General features: G+C 55.0%; 16 protein-coding genes. 12 read left to right on the top strand and 4 right to left on the bottom strand.

The window, feature by feature from the left end; genetic code table 11:
- The first annotated feature begins 1 nt into the window (after position 1).
- The 11 genes from nuoG to RAE19_RS03315 all read left to right on the top strand — a co-directional run bounded on the left by nuoG (position 2) and on the right by RAE19_RS03315 (position 11,184).
- Positions 2-2,125 carry an NADH-quinone oxidoreductase subunit NuoG gene (nuoG, locus tag RAE19_RS03365; RefSeq protein WP_313873589.1) on the top strand — a complete coding sequence of 708 codons (2,124 nt, stop codon included), beginning with the start codon at positions 2-4 and terminating at the stop codon, positions 2,123-2,125.
- Positions 2,122-3,204, top strand: coding sequence for an NADH-quinone oxidoreductase subunit NuoH (gene nuoH / locus RAE19_RS03360; RefSeq protein WP_313873588.1), 1,083 nt, complete (start codon positions 2,122-2,124; stop codon positions 3,202-3,204). The genes nuoG and nuoH overlap by 4 nt, the downstream gene beginning before the upstream one ends.
- Before the next feature lie 11 nt (positions 3,205-3,215).
- The gene (gene nuoI / locus RAE19_RS03355) at positions 3,216-3,737 is read left to right on the top strand and encodes an NADH-quinone oxidoreductase subunit NuoI (RefSeq protein ID WP_313873587.1); all 522 of its coding nucleotides are present in this window, start codon (positions 3,216-3,218) and stop codon (positions 3,735-3,737) included.
- 25 nt (positions 3,738-3,762) lie between these two features.
- Positions 3,763-4,407 carry an NADH-quinone oxidoreductase subunit J gene (locus tag RAE19_RS03350; RefSeq protein ID WP_313873586.1) on the top strand — a complete coding sequence of 215 codons (645 nt, stop codon included), beginning with the start codon at positions 3,763-3,765 and terminating at the stop codon, positions 4,405-4,407.
- A complete protein-coding gene (gene nuoK / locus RAE19_RS03345; RefSeq protein ID WP_296508048.1) occupies positions 4,404-4,712 on the top strand; it encodes an NADH-quinone oxidoreductase subunit NuoK in 309 nt (102 codons plus the stop codon). The genes RAE19_RS03350 and nuoK overlap by 4 nt, the downstream gene beginning before the upstream one ends.
- A 4-nt stretch (positions 4,713-4,716) precedes the next feature.
- Entirely contained in the window at positions 4,717-6,735 is a 2,019-nt protein-coding gene (gene nuoL / locus RAE19_RS03340; RefSeq protein WP_313873585.1) for an NADH-quinone oxidoreductase subunit L, read from the top strand.
- 12 nt (positions 6,736-6,747) lie between these two features.
- Positions 6,748-8,223, top strand: coding sequence for an NADH-quinone oxidoreductase subunit M (locus tag RAE19_RS03335; RefSeq protein ID WP_313873584.1), 1,476 nt, complete (start codon positions 6,748-6,750; stop codon positions 8,221-8,223).
- Positions 8,224-8,247: 24 nt separating this feature from the next.
- Complete coding sequence (gene nuoN / locus RAE19_RS03330; RefSeq protein ID WP_313873583.1) at positions 8,248-9,738, top strand: NADH-quinone oxidoreductase subunit NuoN; 1,491 nt, start codon at positions 8,248-8,250, stop codon at positions 9,736-9,738.
- A 33-nt stretch (positions 9,739-9,771) separates the two neighbouring features.
- A complete protein-coding gene (locus RAE19_RS03325; protein ID WP_313873582.1) occupies positions 9,772-10,071 on the top strand; it encodes a DUF2818 family protein in 300 nt (99 codons plus the stop codon).
- A gap of 148 nt (positions 10,072-10,219) precedes the next feature.
- Complete coding sequence (locus tag RAE19_RS03320; RefSeq protein ID WP_313873581.1) at positions 10,220-10,663, top strand: NUDIX hydrolase; 444 nt, start codon at positions 10,220-10,222, stop codon at positions 10,661-10,663.
- Positions 10,664-10,686: 23 nt separating this feature from the next.
- The gene (locus RAE19_RS03315; RefSeq protein ID WP_313873580.1) at positions 10,687-11,184 is read left to right on the top strand and encodes a DUF1178 family protein; all 498 of its coding nucleotides are present in this window, start codon (positions 10,687-10,689) and stop codon (positions 11,182-11,184) included.
- Between the two features lie 28 nt (positions 11,185-11,212).
- Here the strand turns inward: RAE19_RS03315 and RAE19_RS03310 are convergent, their stop codons facing one another.
- The 4 genes from RAE19_RS03310 to RAE19_RS03295 all read right to left on the bottom strand — a co-directional run bounded on the left by RAE19_RS03310 (position 11,213) and on the right by RAE19_RS03295 (position 15,148).
- Positions 11,213-12,541 (bottom strand): Glu/Leu/Phe/Val family dehydrogenase, encoded by a 1,329-nt coding sequence (locus RAE19_RS03310; RefSeq protein ID WP_313873579.1) that lies wholly within the window; start codon positions 12,539-12,541, stop codon positions 11,213-11,215.
- 103 nt (positions 12,542-12,644) lie between these two features.
- Positions 12,645-13,046: a hypothetical protein gene (locus tag RAE19_RS03305; RefSeq protein ID WP_313873578.1), complete on the bottom strand. Its 402-nt coding sequence runs from the start codon at positions 13,044-13,046 to the stop codon at positions 12,645-12,647.
- A gap of 19 nt (positions 13,047-13,065) precedes the next feature.
- On the bottom strand, positions 13,066-13,263 hold the full coding sequence (locus RAE19_RS03300) for a hypothetical protein (protein WP_313873577.1): 198 nt from the start codon (positions 13,261-13,263) through the stop codon (positions 13,066-13,068).
- A gap of 106 nt (positions 13,264-13,369) precedes the next feature.
- Entirely contained in the window at positions 13,370-15,148 is a 1,779-nt protein-coding gene (locus RAE19_RS03295) for an ABC transporter transmembrane domain-containing protein (protein WP_313873576.1), read from the bottom strand.
- 180 nt (positions 15,149-15,328) lie between these two features.
- On the opposite strand from RAE19_RS03295, the gene RAE19_RS03290 reads away from it, so the two are divergent.
- A complete protein-coding gene (locus RAE19_RS03290; protein ID WP_313873575.1) occupies positions 15,329-16,195 on the top strand; it encodes an alpha/beta fold hydrolase in 867 nt (288 codons plus the stop codon).
- The last annotated feature ends 1 nt before the right edge of the window (position 16,196 follow it).

The raw sequence follows: 16,196 nt of genomic DNA, 5'->3' as shown, positions 1-16,196 counted from the left end.
GATGATTGAAATCGAACTCGACGGCAAAAAAGTTGAAATTGCTGAAGGCAGCATGGTGATGCATGCTGCTGAAAAGGCCGGCACCTACATCCCGCATTTTTGCTATCACAAGAAGCTGAGCATTGCAGCGAACTGCCGCATGTGCTTGGTGGATGTCGAAAAGATGCCCAAGCCGATGCCGGCCTGCGCAACACCGGTCACCAACGGCATGATCGTTCGTACCAAAAGCGAAAAAGCCATCAAAGCGCAGAAGTCCGTCATGGAGTTTCTGTTGATCAACCATCCTTTGGATTGCCCGATTTGCGATCAAGGTGGTGAATGCCAATTGCAGGATCTAGCAGTGGGTTACGGCGGTTCCTCCTCACGTTATGAGGAAGAGAAGCGCGTCGTGTTCCACAAAGATGTTGGCCCACTCGTTTCCATGGAAGAGATGAGCCGTTGCATCCACTGCACCCGCTGTGTCCGTTTCGGGCAAGAGGTTGCCGGTGTGATGGAACTTGGTATGTCGCATCGTGGCGAACATGCTGAGATTGAGACCTTTATTGGCCAGAGCGTGGACTCTGAGTTGTCCGGCAACATGATTGATATTTGCCCGGTGGGTGCTCTCACGAGCAAGCCATTCCGGTACAGCGCTCGTACTTGGGAGCTGTCACGTCGTAAATCAGTGAGCCCTCACGACTCAACCGGTGCCAACTTGGTTGTTCAAGTCAAAAACAATCAAGTCATGCGCGTCGTTCCTTTGGAGAACGAAGCCGTGAACGAGTGCTGGATTGCCGATCGTGATCGCTTCTCCTATGAAGCGCTGAATGGTCCTGACCGCTTGACGTCCCCAATGATCAAGCAGGGCGGTGAGTGGAAAGCGGTGGATTGGCAAACTGCACTTGAGTACGTTGCCAACGGTTTGAAGCAAATCAAATCCAATCACGGTGCAAACCGCATTGGAGCCTTGCTAAGCCCTCACAGCACGCTTGAGGAAATGGCGCTTACTAAGACCCTTATTCAGGGACTCGGATCCGAAAGCGTGGACTTCCGTCTTCGCCATGCAGAGTTTTCCAGCACGCAAAAGGTCCCTTATTTGGGAGCGTCGATCGCGTCTTTGACTACTTTGCAGCGAGTCCTGGTTATCGGTTCAAACCTGCGTAAAGACCATCCGCTTTTTGCACAGCGCATTCGCCAGGCTACCAAGGCTGGAGCACAAGTGCATGCCATCGTCGATTCCCACGCGGATTGGGCGCTGCCTTTGTCTACAAGCCAGGTTGTTGAATCTGCGATGTGGGTCCAAACCCTGGCCGATATTGCCGTTGCATTGGCTGAGATGAATGGTGTTGCTGCACCTGCGGCCGGTACCCCGACCGAAGCTGCGAAGTCAGTGGCCAAATCCCTGAGCACTGGTGAGCGAAAAGCCATCTTGTTGGGTAATGCGGCGGCCCACCATGCGAAGTCTTCGAGTTTGGTTGCTATTGCGTCATGGCTTGCTGCTCAAACTGGCGCCTCTATCGGATACCTGACAGAAGCAGCCAATACCGTGGGGGGATATGCGGTGGGAGCGTTGCCAACAGGTGATGGTTTCCATGCAGGTCAGATGCTAACCGGCGCACTGAAAGCGGCGATCCTGGTGAATGTTGAACCTGAATTCGACACCGCTGTCGGAGCTGCGTCCATGCAGGGATTGATGGGGGCCGAGATGGTCGTGACCCTCAGTCCTTTTAAATGCAACCTGTCGTTTAGCGATGTACTTTTGCCGATCGCGCCATTTACTGAAACCTCCGGTTCATTCGTGAACGCCGAGGGTCGTGTCCAAAGTTTCCATGCGGTGGTGAAGCCCTTGGGTGAAACTCGCCCCGCCTGGAAGGTACTTCGCGTATTGGGCAACCTCATGTCGGTTCAAGGCATGGAGTTTGATTCGAGTCAAGAGGTTTTGGCCTCTTTGGAATCGGTCGGTATCCAAGCAGGCAGCGTAGCCGCTGACCGTTTGGGCCTAAGCGTGAGTGGAGCTATTGACTTGACGCCGGCAGAAGTGCTTCCAGTTGTGGCCAGCATCTATCAATTGGATGGCTTGGTACGTCGCTCGAGTTCCTTGCAGTTAACAGCGGATGCGCGTGCCGCACATGAGGTGGCAGCATGATTGACACTATTTACAGCACAGGCTTGGGTTTGTTCAGTGTGCCTGTATGGGCATCCGTGTTGTGGCCGGTCATTTGGACTCTGTTGAAAATTGTCATTGTGGTCCTCCCTCTCATGGGTGCTGTGGCCTATCTCACCCTTTGGGAGCGGAAGTTCTTGGGTTGGATGCAAGTGCGAGTGGGGCCCAACCGTGTAGGACCATGGGGTCTTTTGCAACCTATCGCCGATGCGCTGAAGCTATTGACCAAAGAAATTTTGGTACCTACAGCTGCGAACAGAGGTTTGTTCTTTGTGGGTCCGATTTTGACCATCATGCCGGCTATGGCAGCCTGGGCCGTCATTCCTTTCGGACCTGATGTGGCGCTGGCCAACATCAATGCGGGATTGCTGTTTGTTATGGCCATTACCTCCATGGAGGTTTATGGCGTCGTGATCGCGGGCTGGGCTTCGAACTCCAAGTATGCGTTCTTAGGAGCGCTCCGCGCGTCCGCACAAATGGTGAGCTACGAAATTGCCATGGGCTTTTGCCTCGTGATCGTGCTCATGGTGTCCTCCAGCATGAATCTTTCAGATATCGTGGCGGGACAGGCGACTGGTCAGTTCGCAGCCGCGGGCTTGAATTTCTTGTCTTGGAATTGGTTGCCACTCCTCCCCATTTTTGTGGTTTACATCATTTCCGGCCTTGCTGAAACCAACCGTCACCCGTTTGACGTCGTCGAAGGCGAAGCCGAGATCGTTGCCGGTCACATGGTCGAGTATTCAGGCATGTCATACGCCATGTTCTACCTGGCTGAATACGCCAATATGTGGCTTATTTCTATTCTTGCAGCCCTTATGTTTCTGGGCGGCTGGTTGTCCCCCTTTGACCACGCGCTGGTAAATTGGATACCTGGCTGGATCTGGTTGGGACTCAAGACTTTCGCGATTGTCAGCTTGTTCATTTGGGTACGTGCTACCTTCCCCCGTTTCCGCTATGACCAGATCATGCGCTTGGGTTGGAAGGTATTCATTCCCGTAACGTTGGTTTGGTTATTGGTGGTCGGTTTGTGGATGCAAACGCCTCTGAACATTTGGAAGTGAGGGGCATAGTAATGTCTACACAAACTACGGCTCGCCCGGCTTCGGCCTTTTCCATCAAGGATTTTCTCTACAGCTTTTTGCTGGTGGAGCTATTCAAGGGAATGGCTTTGACAGGCCGTTACTTGTTTCGTAAGAAAGTCACTGTTCAATTTCCCGAAGAAAAGACGCCTCTTTCACCGCGTTTCCGAGGCCTGCATGCGTTGCGGCGCTATGAAAATGGGGAAGAACGTTGTATTGCCTGCAAATTGTGCGAAGCGGTGTGTCCTGCGATGGCGATCACTATTGAGTCCGATGTACGGGACGATGGTTCGCGCAGGACGACACGATACGACATCGACTTGACCAAGTGCATTTTTTGCGGCTTCTGTGAAGAAAGCTGCCCCGTTGACTCCATCGTTGAAACACACATTTTGGAATACCACGGTGAAAAGCGCGGCGACCTGTACTTCACCAAGGACATGCTCCTGGCGGTGGGAGATCGCTACGAAACCGAGATTGCCGCAAACAAGCAGGCAGATGCGAAGTACCGATGAATAGCCGCAAGAAAGCCCTTGAATCATGAATGTTACGACCGGACTTTTTTACGTCTTCGCTGCGGTGCTCTTGTTCGCAGCGTTTCGAGTTATCACTGCACGCAATCCAGTGCATGCGGCGCTGTATTTGGTGTTGACCTTCTTTCAAGCAGCCATGATTTGGATGCTGTTGAAAGCTGAGTTCCTGTCGATCACACTAGTGTTGGTGTACGTCGGCGCAGTTATGGTGTTGTTCCTTTTCGTTGTGATGATGATGGACATCAACGTGGAGAACCTGCGTGTTGGTTTTTGGAAGCATTTCCCGCTTGCAGCCGTTGTGGGCGTTGTGATTGCTTTGGAAATGGCCGCTGTGTTGATGGGCGGATTCCGGGTAGTGGATGACCCAGCCGCCCTGGCTGCTGCTACCGCAGCTGAGCCAAGTAACGCAAAGGCTTTGGGTAAGTTGCTTTTCACCCAATACATTGTTCAGCTTGAAGTGGCTGCCGCCATACTCTTGGTAGCCATGATTGCGGCAATCGCACTGACCTTGCGCGCTCGCAAGGACAGCAAATATGTGTCTCCAGGTGAGCAGGTACGTGTCAAGTCGGTAGATCGCATGACAGTACTTAAGATGGACGCTACGAAGTCTGCGCCAGTGGTTGAGACAGATGATACGGAGCAAAAAGCATGACTTTGACCCTGGGACACTTCCTATCACTGGGTGCGATGTTGTTCGCACTCTCGGTAGTCGGGATATTTCTTAATCGTCGCAACCTGATTGTTTTGTTGATGGCAATTGAGCTTATGTTGCTGGCAGTGAATACAAATTTCGTGGCTTTTTCCCACTATTTGAACGACATGCACGGCCAAATTTTTGTTTTCTTTATCCTGACCGTGGCTGCTGCTGAAGCTGCTATCGGACTCGCGATTCTGGTTTTGCTGTTCCGCAATAAATCCAGTATCAGCGTGGATGAGCTCAATACTTTGAAGGGTTAATCTAATGAGCCAGACCCTTTCTGCGTCGACATTACTAGCTGTACCCTTAGCGCCACTTGCCGGTGCTGTTTTGGCAGGTGTTTTCGGTACGAAATTTGGTGGCAATTGGTTTGGTCGCAAGCTTAGCCACAGCCTCACTATTCTCGGCGTCTTTATTTCCTTCGTTTTGTCCGCGATGACCTTGATGTCGGTCGTGAATGACGGAGCGCGCTTCAACGAAACCATTTATACATGGATGGTCGTTGGTGGTTTGAAAATGGAAGTTGGCTTCTTGGTGGACTCCCTGACCGCCATGATGATGTGCGTGGTTACCTTCGTCTCTCTCATGGTTCACTTGTACACAGTGGGTTACATGGAAGAGGACGAGGGTTACAACCGTTTCTTTGCTTACATATCCTTGTTTACTTTCTCGATGCTGATGCTCGTGATGAGTAACAACTTGCTCCAGCTGTTCTTTGGCTGGGAGGCAGTGGGCTTAGTGTCTTACCTGTTGATCGGGTTTTGGTTCAACAAGCCGACGGCGATTTTTGCCAACATGAAGGCATTTTTGGTCAACCGGGTAGGCGACTTCGGCTTCATTTTGGGTATTGGTCTGATCGGCGCTTACACCGGTAGCTTGAATTACACCGAAATCTTTGCGAAAACCAGTGATCTTTCAGCCTTGGTCTTCCCCGGTACTGACTGGATGTTGGTCACAGTAATTTGCATCTGTTTGTTCATCGGCGCCATGGGCAAGTCCGCGCAATTCCCTTTGCACGTTTGGTTGCCCGACTCTATGGAAGGGCCAACGCCCATCTCCGCGTTGATTCATGCTGCCACGATGGTGACTGCAGGGATCTTCATGGTCTCGCGTATGTCTCCATTGTTTGAGCTGAGTGACACAGCTTTGAATTTGATTCTCGTGGTGGGTTCGATTACTGCGCTGTTCATGGGCTTTTTGGGCATCATTCAGAACGACATTAAGCGGGTTGTCGCCTATTCAACTCTGTCTCAGCTCGGCTATATGACGGTGGCCTTGGGCGTGTCTGCTTATTCGGTAGCAGTCTTCCATTTGATGACCCACGCATTCTTCAAGGCACTGTTGTTCCTTGGTGCGGGTTCGGTCATTATGGGGGTCCATCACAACCAGGACATTCGTTGGATGGGCGGTTTGCGCAAGTACATGCCCATCACCTGGATTACTTCGCTACTTGGCTCGTTAGCCCTGATTGGTACCCCGTTGTTTTCTGGCTTTTACTCAAAGGACAGCATCATCGAGGCGGTTCACGCCAGTAACCTGCCTGCCTCCGGCTTTGCCAATTTCGCAGTGCTTGCAGGCGTGTTCGTCACGGCCTTCTACTCTTTCCGTATGTACTTTTTGGTATTTCACGGAAAAGAGCGCTTTGACCAAAACCCTGATGCCCACCATGACGACCACGGCCATGGCGACCATCATCACGATGCGGTTCCCCATGAGTCCCCTTGGGTGGTCTGGGTGCCCTTGGTTTTGTTGGCGATCCCGTCCGTACTAATTGGATATTTCACGATCGGGCCTATGCTCCACGGTGACTTCTTCAAGGATGTGATCTACGTCAATCACACCTTGCACCCAGCGATGGAGGAGATTTCCTCAAAGTTCCACGGTGCCGCTGCAATGGCGTCTCATTCTTTTTCGACGTTGCCTCTGTGGCTCGCAGTGGCAGGTGTGGTGTCTTCGTATGTGTTCTACATGATGTTCCCAGCGATACCCGCTGCAATCAAGCGGGTTGCCCAGCCAATCTACACCTTGCTCGAAAACAAGTACTACTTGGACTGGTTCAACGAGAACGTATTGGCACGTGGTGCGCGACTCTTGGGTACCGGCTTATGGAAGGTCGGCGACCAAGCCATGATTGATGGTGCTGTGGTTAATGGTTCCTGGAAGTTGGTGGGCTTGCTTTCCGGTTTTGTGCGTAAGGCACAGTCGGGCTATCTCTACCACTACGCATTGGTCATGATCCTCGGGATTTTTGTGCTGATGACTTATTTCGTTTGGCTCAAGTAGGAGAAAAATAATATGGGTTTGTTGAGCCTTTCTATCTGGGTGCCCATCGCTTTCGGGGTTGTTCTTCTTGCATTCGGACGAGATGAGCAGGCGACTGCAGTGCGGTGGGTTGCACTGATTGGTGCACTGTGCAGCTTTTTGTTGACGCTTCCTCTGTACAGCCAGTTTGATAACACCACTGCTGCCATGCAGTTCGTTGAGAACTTGCCCTGGATCGAGCGTTTTAATGTCAATTACCACCTCGGTTTGGACGGAATTTCTTTCTGGTTCGTGCCATTGACCGCGTTTATCACGGTGATCGTGGTGATTGCCGGTTGGGAAGTGATTACTGAACGCGTCAATCAGTACATGGGTGCGTTCCTGATCCTGAGTGGCCTCATGATCGGCGTGTTCTCCGCACTGGACGGCATGCTGTTCTATGTGTTCTTCGAGGCAACTTTGATCCCGATGTATCTCATCATCGGCATCTGGGGTGGGCCCAACAAGATCTACGCCGCATTCAAGTTTTTCTTGTACACCCTGCTCGGTTCGCTGCTGATGCTGGTTGCGTTGATCTATCTCTACACCCAATCCGGCGGTAGTTTCGACTTGGCCAAATGGCACGCGCTGCCCTTGGGTGAAACAGCGCAGACTCTGTTGTTCTTTGCGTTCTTTGCGGCCTTTGCTGTGAAGGTGCCTATGTGGCCGGTGCACACATGGCTTCCCGATGTACACGTCGAAGCGCCTACGGGTGGCTCGGCAGTATTGGCCGCCATCATGCTCAAATTGGGAGCTTACGGTTTCCTGCGCTTTTCCATGCCCATAGCCCCAGACGCTGCGCATACATGGGGTAGCTTGATGGTGGGTCTGTCTTTGGTGGCTGTGGTCTATGTGGGCTTGGTTGCCATGGTTCAGCAGGACATGAAAAAGCTGGTGGCTTACTCTTCTGTGGCCCATATGGGTTTCGTAACCTTGGGTTTCTTCATCTTCAACGATTTGGGTGTGTCGGGTGGCTTGGTCCAGATGATTGCCCACGGCTTCGTTTCTGGCGCCATGTTCTTGTCGATTGGGGTCCTGTACGACCGAGTCCACTCTCGTGAGATCTCCAGCTATGGCGGTGTAGTGAACACCATGCCGAAATTTGCAGCGTTTGGTTTGTTTTTCGCGATGGCCAACTGTGGTCTGCCAGGAACGGCCGGATTCGTCGGCGAGTGGATGGTTATCCTGGGTGCCGTGAAGTTCAACTTCTGGGTCGGCTTCGCATCCGCAAGCGCTCTTATTTTTGGCGCAGCCTACACCTTGTGGATGTTCAAGCGCGTCTACTTGGGCCCCGTGGTGAATGATGATGTCAAGGCATTGACCGATATCAATGCGCGTGAGTTTTTGATGCTCGCTCTGTTGGCGATTGCGGTCTTGGCCATGGGCTTGTACCCCAAGCCGTTTACCGACGTGATGGATGTTTCCGTTGCTGAGCTACTGAAGCACGTCGCTATTTCCAAGTTGAACTGATCAAACTGAATTGAGAGAAGAATGATGATTGACACAATCAGTTGGATCACGGTCTATCCAGAAATTACCTTGATGGTGATGGCTTGTGCCATCCTGTTGATAGACCTCGGCGTCAAGAGCCCGCTCAGGGGCTTAACCTATGTCTTGACTATGCTGACACTCGCCGTAGTGGCGGTGGCAGAGGCGCATCTCGCCGTTGCAGGTCAAACCTACTATGGCTTTGGCAATATGGTAGTCAGCGATGCTATGGGCAATTGGCTCAAGTGCTTCGCGGCTATTGCCGTCATGGTTTCTCTGGTTTACGCGCGCCCCTATGCTGCCCATCGTGACATGCTTCGCGGTGGCGAGTTGTTCACTTTGAATATGCTGGCTTTGCTGGGCATGTTTGTGATGATTTCGTCCAACAACTTGTTGCTGACGTACATGGGGCTTGAGCTGTTGACCTTGTCCAGCTACGCCTTGGTGGCATTGCGCCGGGATAACGTAGCAGCGACAGAAGCCGCAATGAAGTACTTTGTGCTTGGTGCGATGGCTTCGGGCTTCTTGCTGTACGGGATGTCCATGTTGTACGGCGCGACCGGTACTCTCGATATCACTCAGTTGTTTAAGTCGATCTCGAGCGGCCAGGTGCGCCCAGACGTTTTGGTGTTTGGCTTGGTGTTCATTGTTGCGGGCTTGGCCTTTAAGTTGGGCGTCGTGCCTTTCCACATGTGGATTCCCGATGTGTATCAGGGCGCGCCCACTGCTGTGACCTTGATGATCGGTGGAGCTCCCAAGCTGGCAGCTTTTGCGATTTGTATCCGTTTGTTGGTGGAGGGACTGCGTCCGCTGGCAAGTGATTGGCAGCAAATGTTGATGGTGTTGTCGGTGGGCTCCTTGTTGATCGGTAACCTGGCTGCTATTGCCCAGACCAATTTGAAGCGTATGCTGGCTTTCTCGACGATTTCCCAGATGGGTTTCGTGTTGTTGGGACTGATGTCGGGGGTGGTACAGGGCGATGCTGTGACTTTTGCGGCCAACGCCTACAGCTCCGCTATGTTCTATGTGGTGACCTATGTGTTGACCACGCTTGCCACTTTCGGTGTCATTTTGCTCTTGTCTCGCGAAGGTTTTGAGAGTGAAGAGATCTCCGATTTCGCCGGCCTGAACCAGCGCAGCCCTTTGTACGCGGCGGTGATGGCCACCTGTGCGTTCTCGCTAGCTGGTATTCCGCCAATGGTCGGTTTCTACGCCAAGTTGTCGGTATTGCAGGCATTGGTAGTCTCTGGAGAGACTATCTATTTGGGCATGGCTGTGTTCGCTGTGTTGATGTCTTTGATTGGCGCCTTCTATTACCTCCGTTTGGTCAAGGTGATGTATTTCGACGAGCCAATTACGGCTACAACCGTCAATGCACCTGCTGACGTTCGGGTGGTACTGTCTATCAACGGCGCGTTGGTGCTGATACTGGGCTTGGCGCCTGGTGGTTTGATGGCCTTGTGTGCTGCCTCCGTTCGCCAGATGCTGGGGATGTAAGTAGCGTCTCCACGAATCCCGAGGCCTCGCTGAATGGATAGTTCTTCCAGTGTGTTCGTGTTGTTGCTGACTGCGGTTGCATTCGCAAATGCTCCTTTTCTCACCCGGCGAGTTTTCGGGTTCTTCGGAACCGGAGAAAAGTCGCTCGGGGCCCGCTTAGGGGAACTCGTAGTGGCTTACTGTCTCGTAGGTGGCATAGGGTTGTTGCTGGAACACACAGCAGGCCAAATCTTCCCGCAAGGCTGGGAGTTTTACGCCATCACCGGTACGCTCTTTGTCACGCTGGCATTTCCTGGGTTTGTGTTTCGGTATCTCCTGAAACGCCATGATTAGTTCCCGGGAGGATGCGCACCTCCGCGAGGAACTGGTTTCGAGTGGAGAAGTCCTTCAGGGTAGCTTTCTCAAGGTCTTGCGGGATTCAGTAGTTTTACCTGACGGTAAGGCTGCCACGAGAGAATACGTTGTACACCCTGGCGCTGTGATGGTCATTCCTTTACTGGAGGGTTCTGACGCACCAACACGGGTCGTGCTAGAGCGTCAATATCGTTATCCGGTTCAGCGGGTGATGATCGAATTTCCTGCAGGAAAGCTGGATTCGGGTGAGACCACTTTGGAGTGTGCTCAGCGCGAGTTGTTTGAAGAGACCGGTTACCGCGCTGGCCAGTGGGCCAAAGCGGGCGTGATCCACCCGGTGATTGCCTACTCCACCGAGTTTATTGAGGTCTGGTTCGCGCGCGATCTGGTCCCCGGCCCGAGCCAGTTGGACTCCGGGGAGTTCCTAGAAGTGTTTGACGCGCCTGCCGTGGAATTGATCACCGCCTGCCTTGAAGGGCAAGTCACAGATGCCAAGACGGTTGCCGCCGCACTCTGGTTACAGCACTATATGGCAGGGACTTGGTCGCCCGCCTGGCACACCGCTGTCTGAGTCTGCCCCATAGCTCTTTAGGTATGAAGGTACTCGATTTGTCTTGCCTGTCCGGCCATGTCTTTGAGGGCTGGTTTGGTTCTGAGGATGACTTTTTATCCCAATTGGCTCGTGGCTTAGTGCAATGCCCTGTGTGTGGTTCGTCCAGCGTTCATAAAAAGCTGAGTGCTCCACGTCTTAACCTGTCACGCGCCAAAGCACCGGATGACAGTGCTTCTGCTATTTCGCCATCCTTTGCGAAGAGCGCACCTTCTGGCGCATCGCTGACACCCCCCATGTCCGAAGAAATGCAGGCGGAATTGCAGACTGCACTCGCGAAAGTCGTTCAACATGTGTTAGCCAGCACCGTTGACGTCGGTGACCGTTTTGCAGAAGAAGCCAGGCGCATTCACTATGGCGAAAAAGAGGAGCGTGCGATCCGCGGTCAAGCGACTGCGGACGAGGCCAGGGAGCTTGTGGAGGAGGGGATAGAGCTTATGGCTATCCCCATTCCCGCGCATTTGAAGAATCCCCTCCAGTAGAAACTGCAGAGGTTCCACATTACCCTGCTTATGGGTAGAGGCCGCGCAATTCGCGTGCGTGCAAAATCCGCTTGCAAGCAACGATGAATGTTGCGGTGCGCAGGCTCACCCGGTGCTCGGCGGCCACTTCCCAGACTGCTGCGAACGCGTCTTTCATGATGCGCACCAGTCGCGCGTTGATTTCGTCCTCGCTCCAGAAGAAGCTCGAGAAATCCTGTACCCATTCAAAGTAGCTTACCGTCACGCCACCAGCGTTGGCGATCACGTCAGGAACCACCAGGATATTGCGGCTCTGCAAAATGTCATCCGCCGCCGGTGTCGTGGGGCCGTTCGCACCTTCAATGATGAGTCTTGCTTGGATGCGATGGGCATTGGCGGCGGTGATCTGCTGCTCCAGCGCTGCAGGAATCAAAATGTCGCAAGGCACATCCCAGAAAGCATTGGCATCGATGGTTTCCGCGCCCGGAAAACCGGCGACGGTACCTTGGCGGCCGACATGGGCTAACAATGCATTAGCGTCGAGTCCGGACTCTTGGTAGATCGTGCCTCCATGGTCTTGCACCGCCACAATGCGGGCGCCGGCTTGGGCAAACAACTTGGCAGCGATACCGCCCACATTGCCAAAGCCTTGCACGGCCACACGTGCCTTGCTGATATCGAGTCCGAGGTGCTGCGCGGCCTCAACGCCCACGGTATAGACACCACGGCCGGTGGCCTCGCGGCGACCCAATGAACCACCCAAGTCAATGGGCTTGCCTGTGACTACGCCGGTAGCGGTAGCACCTTCGTTCATGGAGTAGGTGTCCATCATCCACGCCATGATCTGCTCGTTGGTATTGACGTCAGGTGCGGGAATATCCTTGGAGGGGCCGATGATGATGCCAATCTCGCTGGTGTAGCGGCGCGTCAAACGCTCCAACTCACCCATGGACAGCGTCTTGGGGTCTACGCGGATGCCGCCTTTTGCGCCACCGTAGGGCACATTCACCGCTGCATTTTTAACCGACATCCAAGCGGACAAGGCCATCACTTCTGACAGGGTCACGTCTTGGTGAAAGCGCACACCGCCTTTACCCGGACCGCGGGACGTATTGTGCTGAACCCGGTAGCCTTCAAAGTGGGCTACGGTACCGTTGTCCAATTGAATCGGCACATCGACGATCAGAGCGCGCTTGGGACGCTTGAGTGTTTCAGCCCAGCGCGCCAAATGGCCGAGGTACGGTGTCACACGATCCACTTGCTGAAGATAAATGCCCCACGGGCCGAGATGGTCGGCCTGCAGGTAAGACGGCAGCGCATGGGTGACGGCTGCGTTGTGGGCGTTAGGCGTCTGTTGAACGCCGGATTGCTGCGACATGAATGCTCCTTGTAGTTGTCGTCAAGGCTCGCAATGTAGGCTGCCCTTACCGACCTGTCCAAGGCCACTTGATATGCTAACTATGCGAAATATTTATAGATGATCAGGCCGTCAGATCCACGATCCGGCCCGTCGGTTGCCCTAGCGTGTTGACGAAAGGTCGTGCATTCAAGCTGGCGCGCAGGGCATTGCCACTGGCCGCAAATTTGGCGGAAGTCGCGCTGTACATGCGCAGAAGAAAGTCCTGCGTGGCGGGCGCTACTGAAGATGTCGAAGCCCGGAGTTGGCTGATGTAGGTGGTGTCTTCGAGAGTATTGCGCGCAGTTAATGTCTGAACTGTATTCTTCTTAGACTGGACTTCTTGCTCGGCCTGATCGGTCTGCTGTTGCAGCGACTCGACCTTGTTTTCCGCATTCTCGGCCTCCCGCTTGGCCTGTTCCAAACGGGCGCGACTTATGGTCGACTGAATCGACGGCGTTGCGCTGTTGGTTGCACTGATGGCCATCGGGCTTGCCTGTGACCGCTCAGGCACTCACGTTGAGGCGGGTGCCGATGGTTTGGCCTTGCCCGTTCACGACCGGCTTTTTCTCTGCTTCTTGCGCCTTGGGGGGCTTCAGTTCGGTCGCGGCAGCCTGCCTGACGGCTTCGCGTTGGATGTTTTCAGCCCGTTTGGACGCTTGTGTCTGCTCGGGTTGCTGTACCTTGGTGCGAGTAACTTCCATAGCGGCCTCCGGTGGTGAAGCCTTGATTTTAGGGAGTTACCGCCTGTTTATCAAACGATAGCTAACTTCGAAAATCGGCTAAGCAATCACCGGGGGCTGTGTGGGCTCACGCGTTGAACTGCAAGGCGGCCAGACCCGCATAGACGCCGCCCTTGGCCACCAACTCCGCATGGGTCCCTTGCTCGACCAATTCGCCGTGGTCGAGCACCACGATCAAATCAGCTTTTTGGACGGTCGCTAACCGGTGGGCAATCACTAATGTGGTGCGGTCGCGCATCGCGGACTCCAGGGCCGCTTGCACCATGCGTTCACTTTCGGCATCCAGCGCACTGGTGGCCTCGTCCAGCAAAAGCAGAGGCGGGTTTTTGAGCATGGCGCGTGCAATGGCAATCCGTTGGCGTTGTCCGCCAGACAAGCGCACGCCCCGCTCGCCGAGGAAAGTGTCATAACCCTCCGGCAGTGCCTCGATAAATTCATGGGCGAAAGCGGCATGGGCTGCGGCTTTGACCTCCGCATCGGTCGCGCCGGGTTTGCCGTAGCGGATGTTTTCGATAGCGCTGCTCGAGAAAATCACCGCATCCTGCGGCACGATGCCTACGCGCTGTCGCAGCGCATCGAGTGCCAGTTGCCGTGTTTCTGAGCCGTCCAGCACAATGCTGCCGCTTTGCGGATCGTAGTAGCGCAGCAGCAGCTGAAACACGGTGCTTTTGCCGGCTCCGCTGGGCCCGACAATCGCGACCGTTTGCCCGGGCAGCACGTTCAAGTGGAAGTTTTTCAGGGCTTGTTGCTGAGGGCGTGACGGGTAATGAAAGTTGACTGCTTCAAATTGAATAGCACTCCCCGCAACAGGCATGGGCGCAATCACTGGTTTAGCCGGTGAAGTAATAGGCGACCGGGTGCCCAGCAACTCCATCAGACGCTCGGTGGCGCCGGCGGCCCGGAGTAGATCCCCATACACCTCACCCAGCACCGCAAATGCGCTGGCCAAAATAATCACATACACCACGGTCTGGCCCAAGTGCCCGGCGGTAATGCGCCCCTCGGCCACGGCTTGGGTGCCTTGGTACAAGCCCCACAACAAAGCCGCACTGGTGGCAATGATGATGAAGGCCACCAGGCCCGAGCGCATCAGGCTGCGTTTGGCGGCCGTTGCAAAGGCGTTGTCGGTCGAGCTGATGAAACGCTGGGTCTCCCGGTCTTCGGCCGTGTAGCTTTGCACCACCGGAATCGCATTGAGCACCTCTGCGGCGATGGCGCTGGAGTCGGCCACCCGGTCCTGCGAGGCTCGTGAAAGCTTGCGAACCCGCCGACCGAACCACAAACTGGGTAAAACAATCAGCACCAAAACAGCCAGCACCTGCAGCATGACGACCGGGTTGGTCCACACCAGCACAGCCAACGCGCCCACCCCCATGACCGCGTTACGCAAGCCCATGGACAGCGAAGAGCCCACTACGGTTTGGACCAGCGTGGTGTCGGCCGATAGGCGCGAGAGGACTTCGCCGGTCTGGGTGGTTTCAAAAAACTCCGGGCTCTGCCGAAGCACATGGCTGTACACCGCATTGCGCAGGTCGGCGGTGACCCGTTCACCCAGCCAGCTCACCATGTAAAAGCGCGCGGCAGAAAACAGCCCCAAGGCCACAGCCACCGCAAAAAGGGCTGCAAAGTGATTGCGCAGCGCCATCACCTGGGTCCCTTTGTCTGCTTGCACCAGGCCCCCGTCGATCAAGCTGCGCAGCGCCACCGGAAAGGCCAGGGTCGCCACCGCTGCCAGCACCAGAAACACCAGCGCCATGGCAATCCGCCCGCGATACGGCTTCAAAAACGGCAGCAAGCCACTCAAAGACTTGGGGTTGGTCGATTTGGGGCGTTCAGAGGTACTCATGGGCAATCAGGTAAGGGTGATGGGCCGGGCTGCAAGGCGATCCGCAGAATTAAAGCGCGTGCCGGTCAATCACTGAGTATTGCGCAGTCTGCCGGAGAGACACCTGAGCGGGACTTTGCGGTTTGTTTCATTTTGTTGCACATCAGTCGATGTAAGCTCATGAAAAAAATAGGAGGACCCATGGAGACTCGAAAAATGCATATCCAAGGCATGGAGGTACAGGTGGAGGGGAGCGGACCGCGCACGGTCCTGATGTTGCATGGATGGCCAGACACCCTGGCCGTGTGGGACGGCACCGTTCGCGCCCTGCAAAACAACCACCGGTGTGTGCGGTTAACGCTCCCCGGCTTCGGTGAGGTGCAGGAGCGGCCCCCGGTGGTGCCCAAGCTGGATGATGTGGTGGATGCCCTGGTCGCGGTGATTCAGACCGTGAGCCCCGGCGCACCGGTCACCTTGATGCTCCATGACTGGGGTTGCATTTTTGGGTACGAGCTGGCGATGCGGCACCCCCAGCGGGTCGAGGCCGTAGTCGCCATCGACATTGGGGACCACAATGCGCGGGCGTATCTCCAGTCCTTGTCGCTGAAACAGAAATTGGCGGTGGCAGCCTACCAGCTCTGGTTGGCCAAAGCCTGGATGGTGGGGCGCTACTTGCACCCCGGCCTGGGCAACCGGATGACGCGCTGGATGGCAGGCCTGATGCGCTGCCCCGTGCCGGCCCTACAGCTCAGCTGGACCATGAACTTTCCCTATGTGATGCAGTGGTTCGGGATGCGAGGGGGGCTCCGCACCCGCCCGGTGCAGCTGACCTGTCCGGTGCTGTATGTGTTCGGGGAGCGCAAACCCTTTATGTTCCATTCCCCGCGCTGGCTGCACACCCTGCGCGCTTCAGAGGATGGCGCAGCCCACGCGCTGCGCTGCGGGCATTGGGTGATGCTCGAACAACCAGAGGCCTTTCACGCCTTGGTGCTGCGATGGTTGGCCGGCCGCGAGCGGCGCAAGACCCACCGCACTGCCCGGGAATTGCAGGCTTTAAGAGCCAAATAGG

The organism is Rhodoferax potami (assembly GCF_032193805.1).
GTDB classification, from domain to species: Bacteria; Pseudomonadota; Gammaproteobacteria; order Burkholderiales; family Burkholderiaceae_C; genus Allorhodoferax; species Allorhodoferax potami_A.
Note: the sequence above shows the minus strand (reverse complement) of the source record. Positions and strands in the feature narration are given on the sequence as shown.

Coding starts and splice junctions, on each gene's coding strand:
- RAE19_RS03320 (WP_313873581.1), top strand. CDS start 10,220: ATGGTCATTCCTTTACTGGAGGGTTCTGACGCACCAACACGGGTCGTG.
- nuoH (WP_313873588.1), top strand. CDS start 2,122: ATGATTGACACTATTTACAGCACAGGCTTGGGTTTGTTCAGTGTGCCT.
- nuoI (WP_313873587.1), top strand. CDS start 3,216: ATGTCTACACAAACTACGGCTCGCCCGGCTTCGGCCTTTTCCATCAAG.
- RAE19_RS03335 (WP_313873584.1), top strand. CDS start 6,748: ATGGGTTTGTTGAGCCTTTCTATCTGGGTGCCCATCGCTTTCGGGGTT.
- nuoN (WP_313873583.1), top strand. CDS start 8,248: ATGATTGACACAATCAGTTGGATCACGGTCTATCCAGAAATTACCTTG.
- RAE19_RS03310 (WP_313873579.1), bottom strand. CDS start 12,541: ATGTCGCAGCAATCCGGCGTTCAACAGACGCCTAACGCCCACAACGCA.
- nuoL (WP_313873585.1), top strand. CDS start 4,717: ATGAGCCAGACCCTTTCTGCGTCGACATTACTAGCTGTACCCTTAGCG.
- RAE19_RS03315 (WP_313873580.1), top strand. CDS start 10,687: ATGAAGGTACTCGATTTGTCTTGCCTGTCCGGCCATGTCTTTGAGGGC.
- RAE19_RS03350 (WP_313873586.1), top strand. CDS start 3,763: ATGAATGTTACGACCGGACTTTTTTACGTCTTCGCTGCGGTGCTCTTG.
- RAE19_RS03290 (WP_313873575.1), top strand. CDS start 15,329: ATGGAGACTCGAAAAATGCATATCCAAGGCATGGAGGTACAGGTGGAG.
- RAE19_RS03305 (WP_313873578.1), bottom strand. CDS start 13,046: ATGGCCATCAGTGCAACCAACAGCGCAACGCCGTCGATTCAGTCGACC.
- RAE19_RS03295 (WP_313873576.1), bottom strand. CDS start 15,148: ATGAGTACCTCTGAACGCCCCAAATCGACCAACCCCAAGTCTTTGAGT.
- RAE19_RS03300 (WP_313873577.1), bottom strand. CDS start 13,263: ATGGAAGTTACTCGCACCAAGGTACAGCAACCCGAGCAGACACAAGCG.
- nuoK (WP_296508048.1), top strand. CDS start 4,404: ATGACTTTGACCCTGGGACACTTCCTATCACTGGGTGCGATGTTGTTC.
- RAE19_RS03325 (WP_313873582.1), top strand. CDS start 9,772: ATGGATAGTTCTTCCAGTGTGTTCGTGTTGTTGCTGACTGCGGTTGCA.
- nuoG (WP_313873589.1), top strand. CDS start 2: ATGATTGAAATCGAACTCGACGGCAAAAAAGTTGAAATTGCTGAAGGC.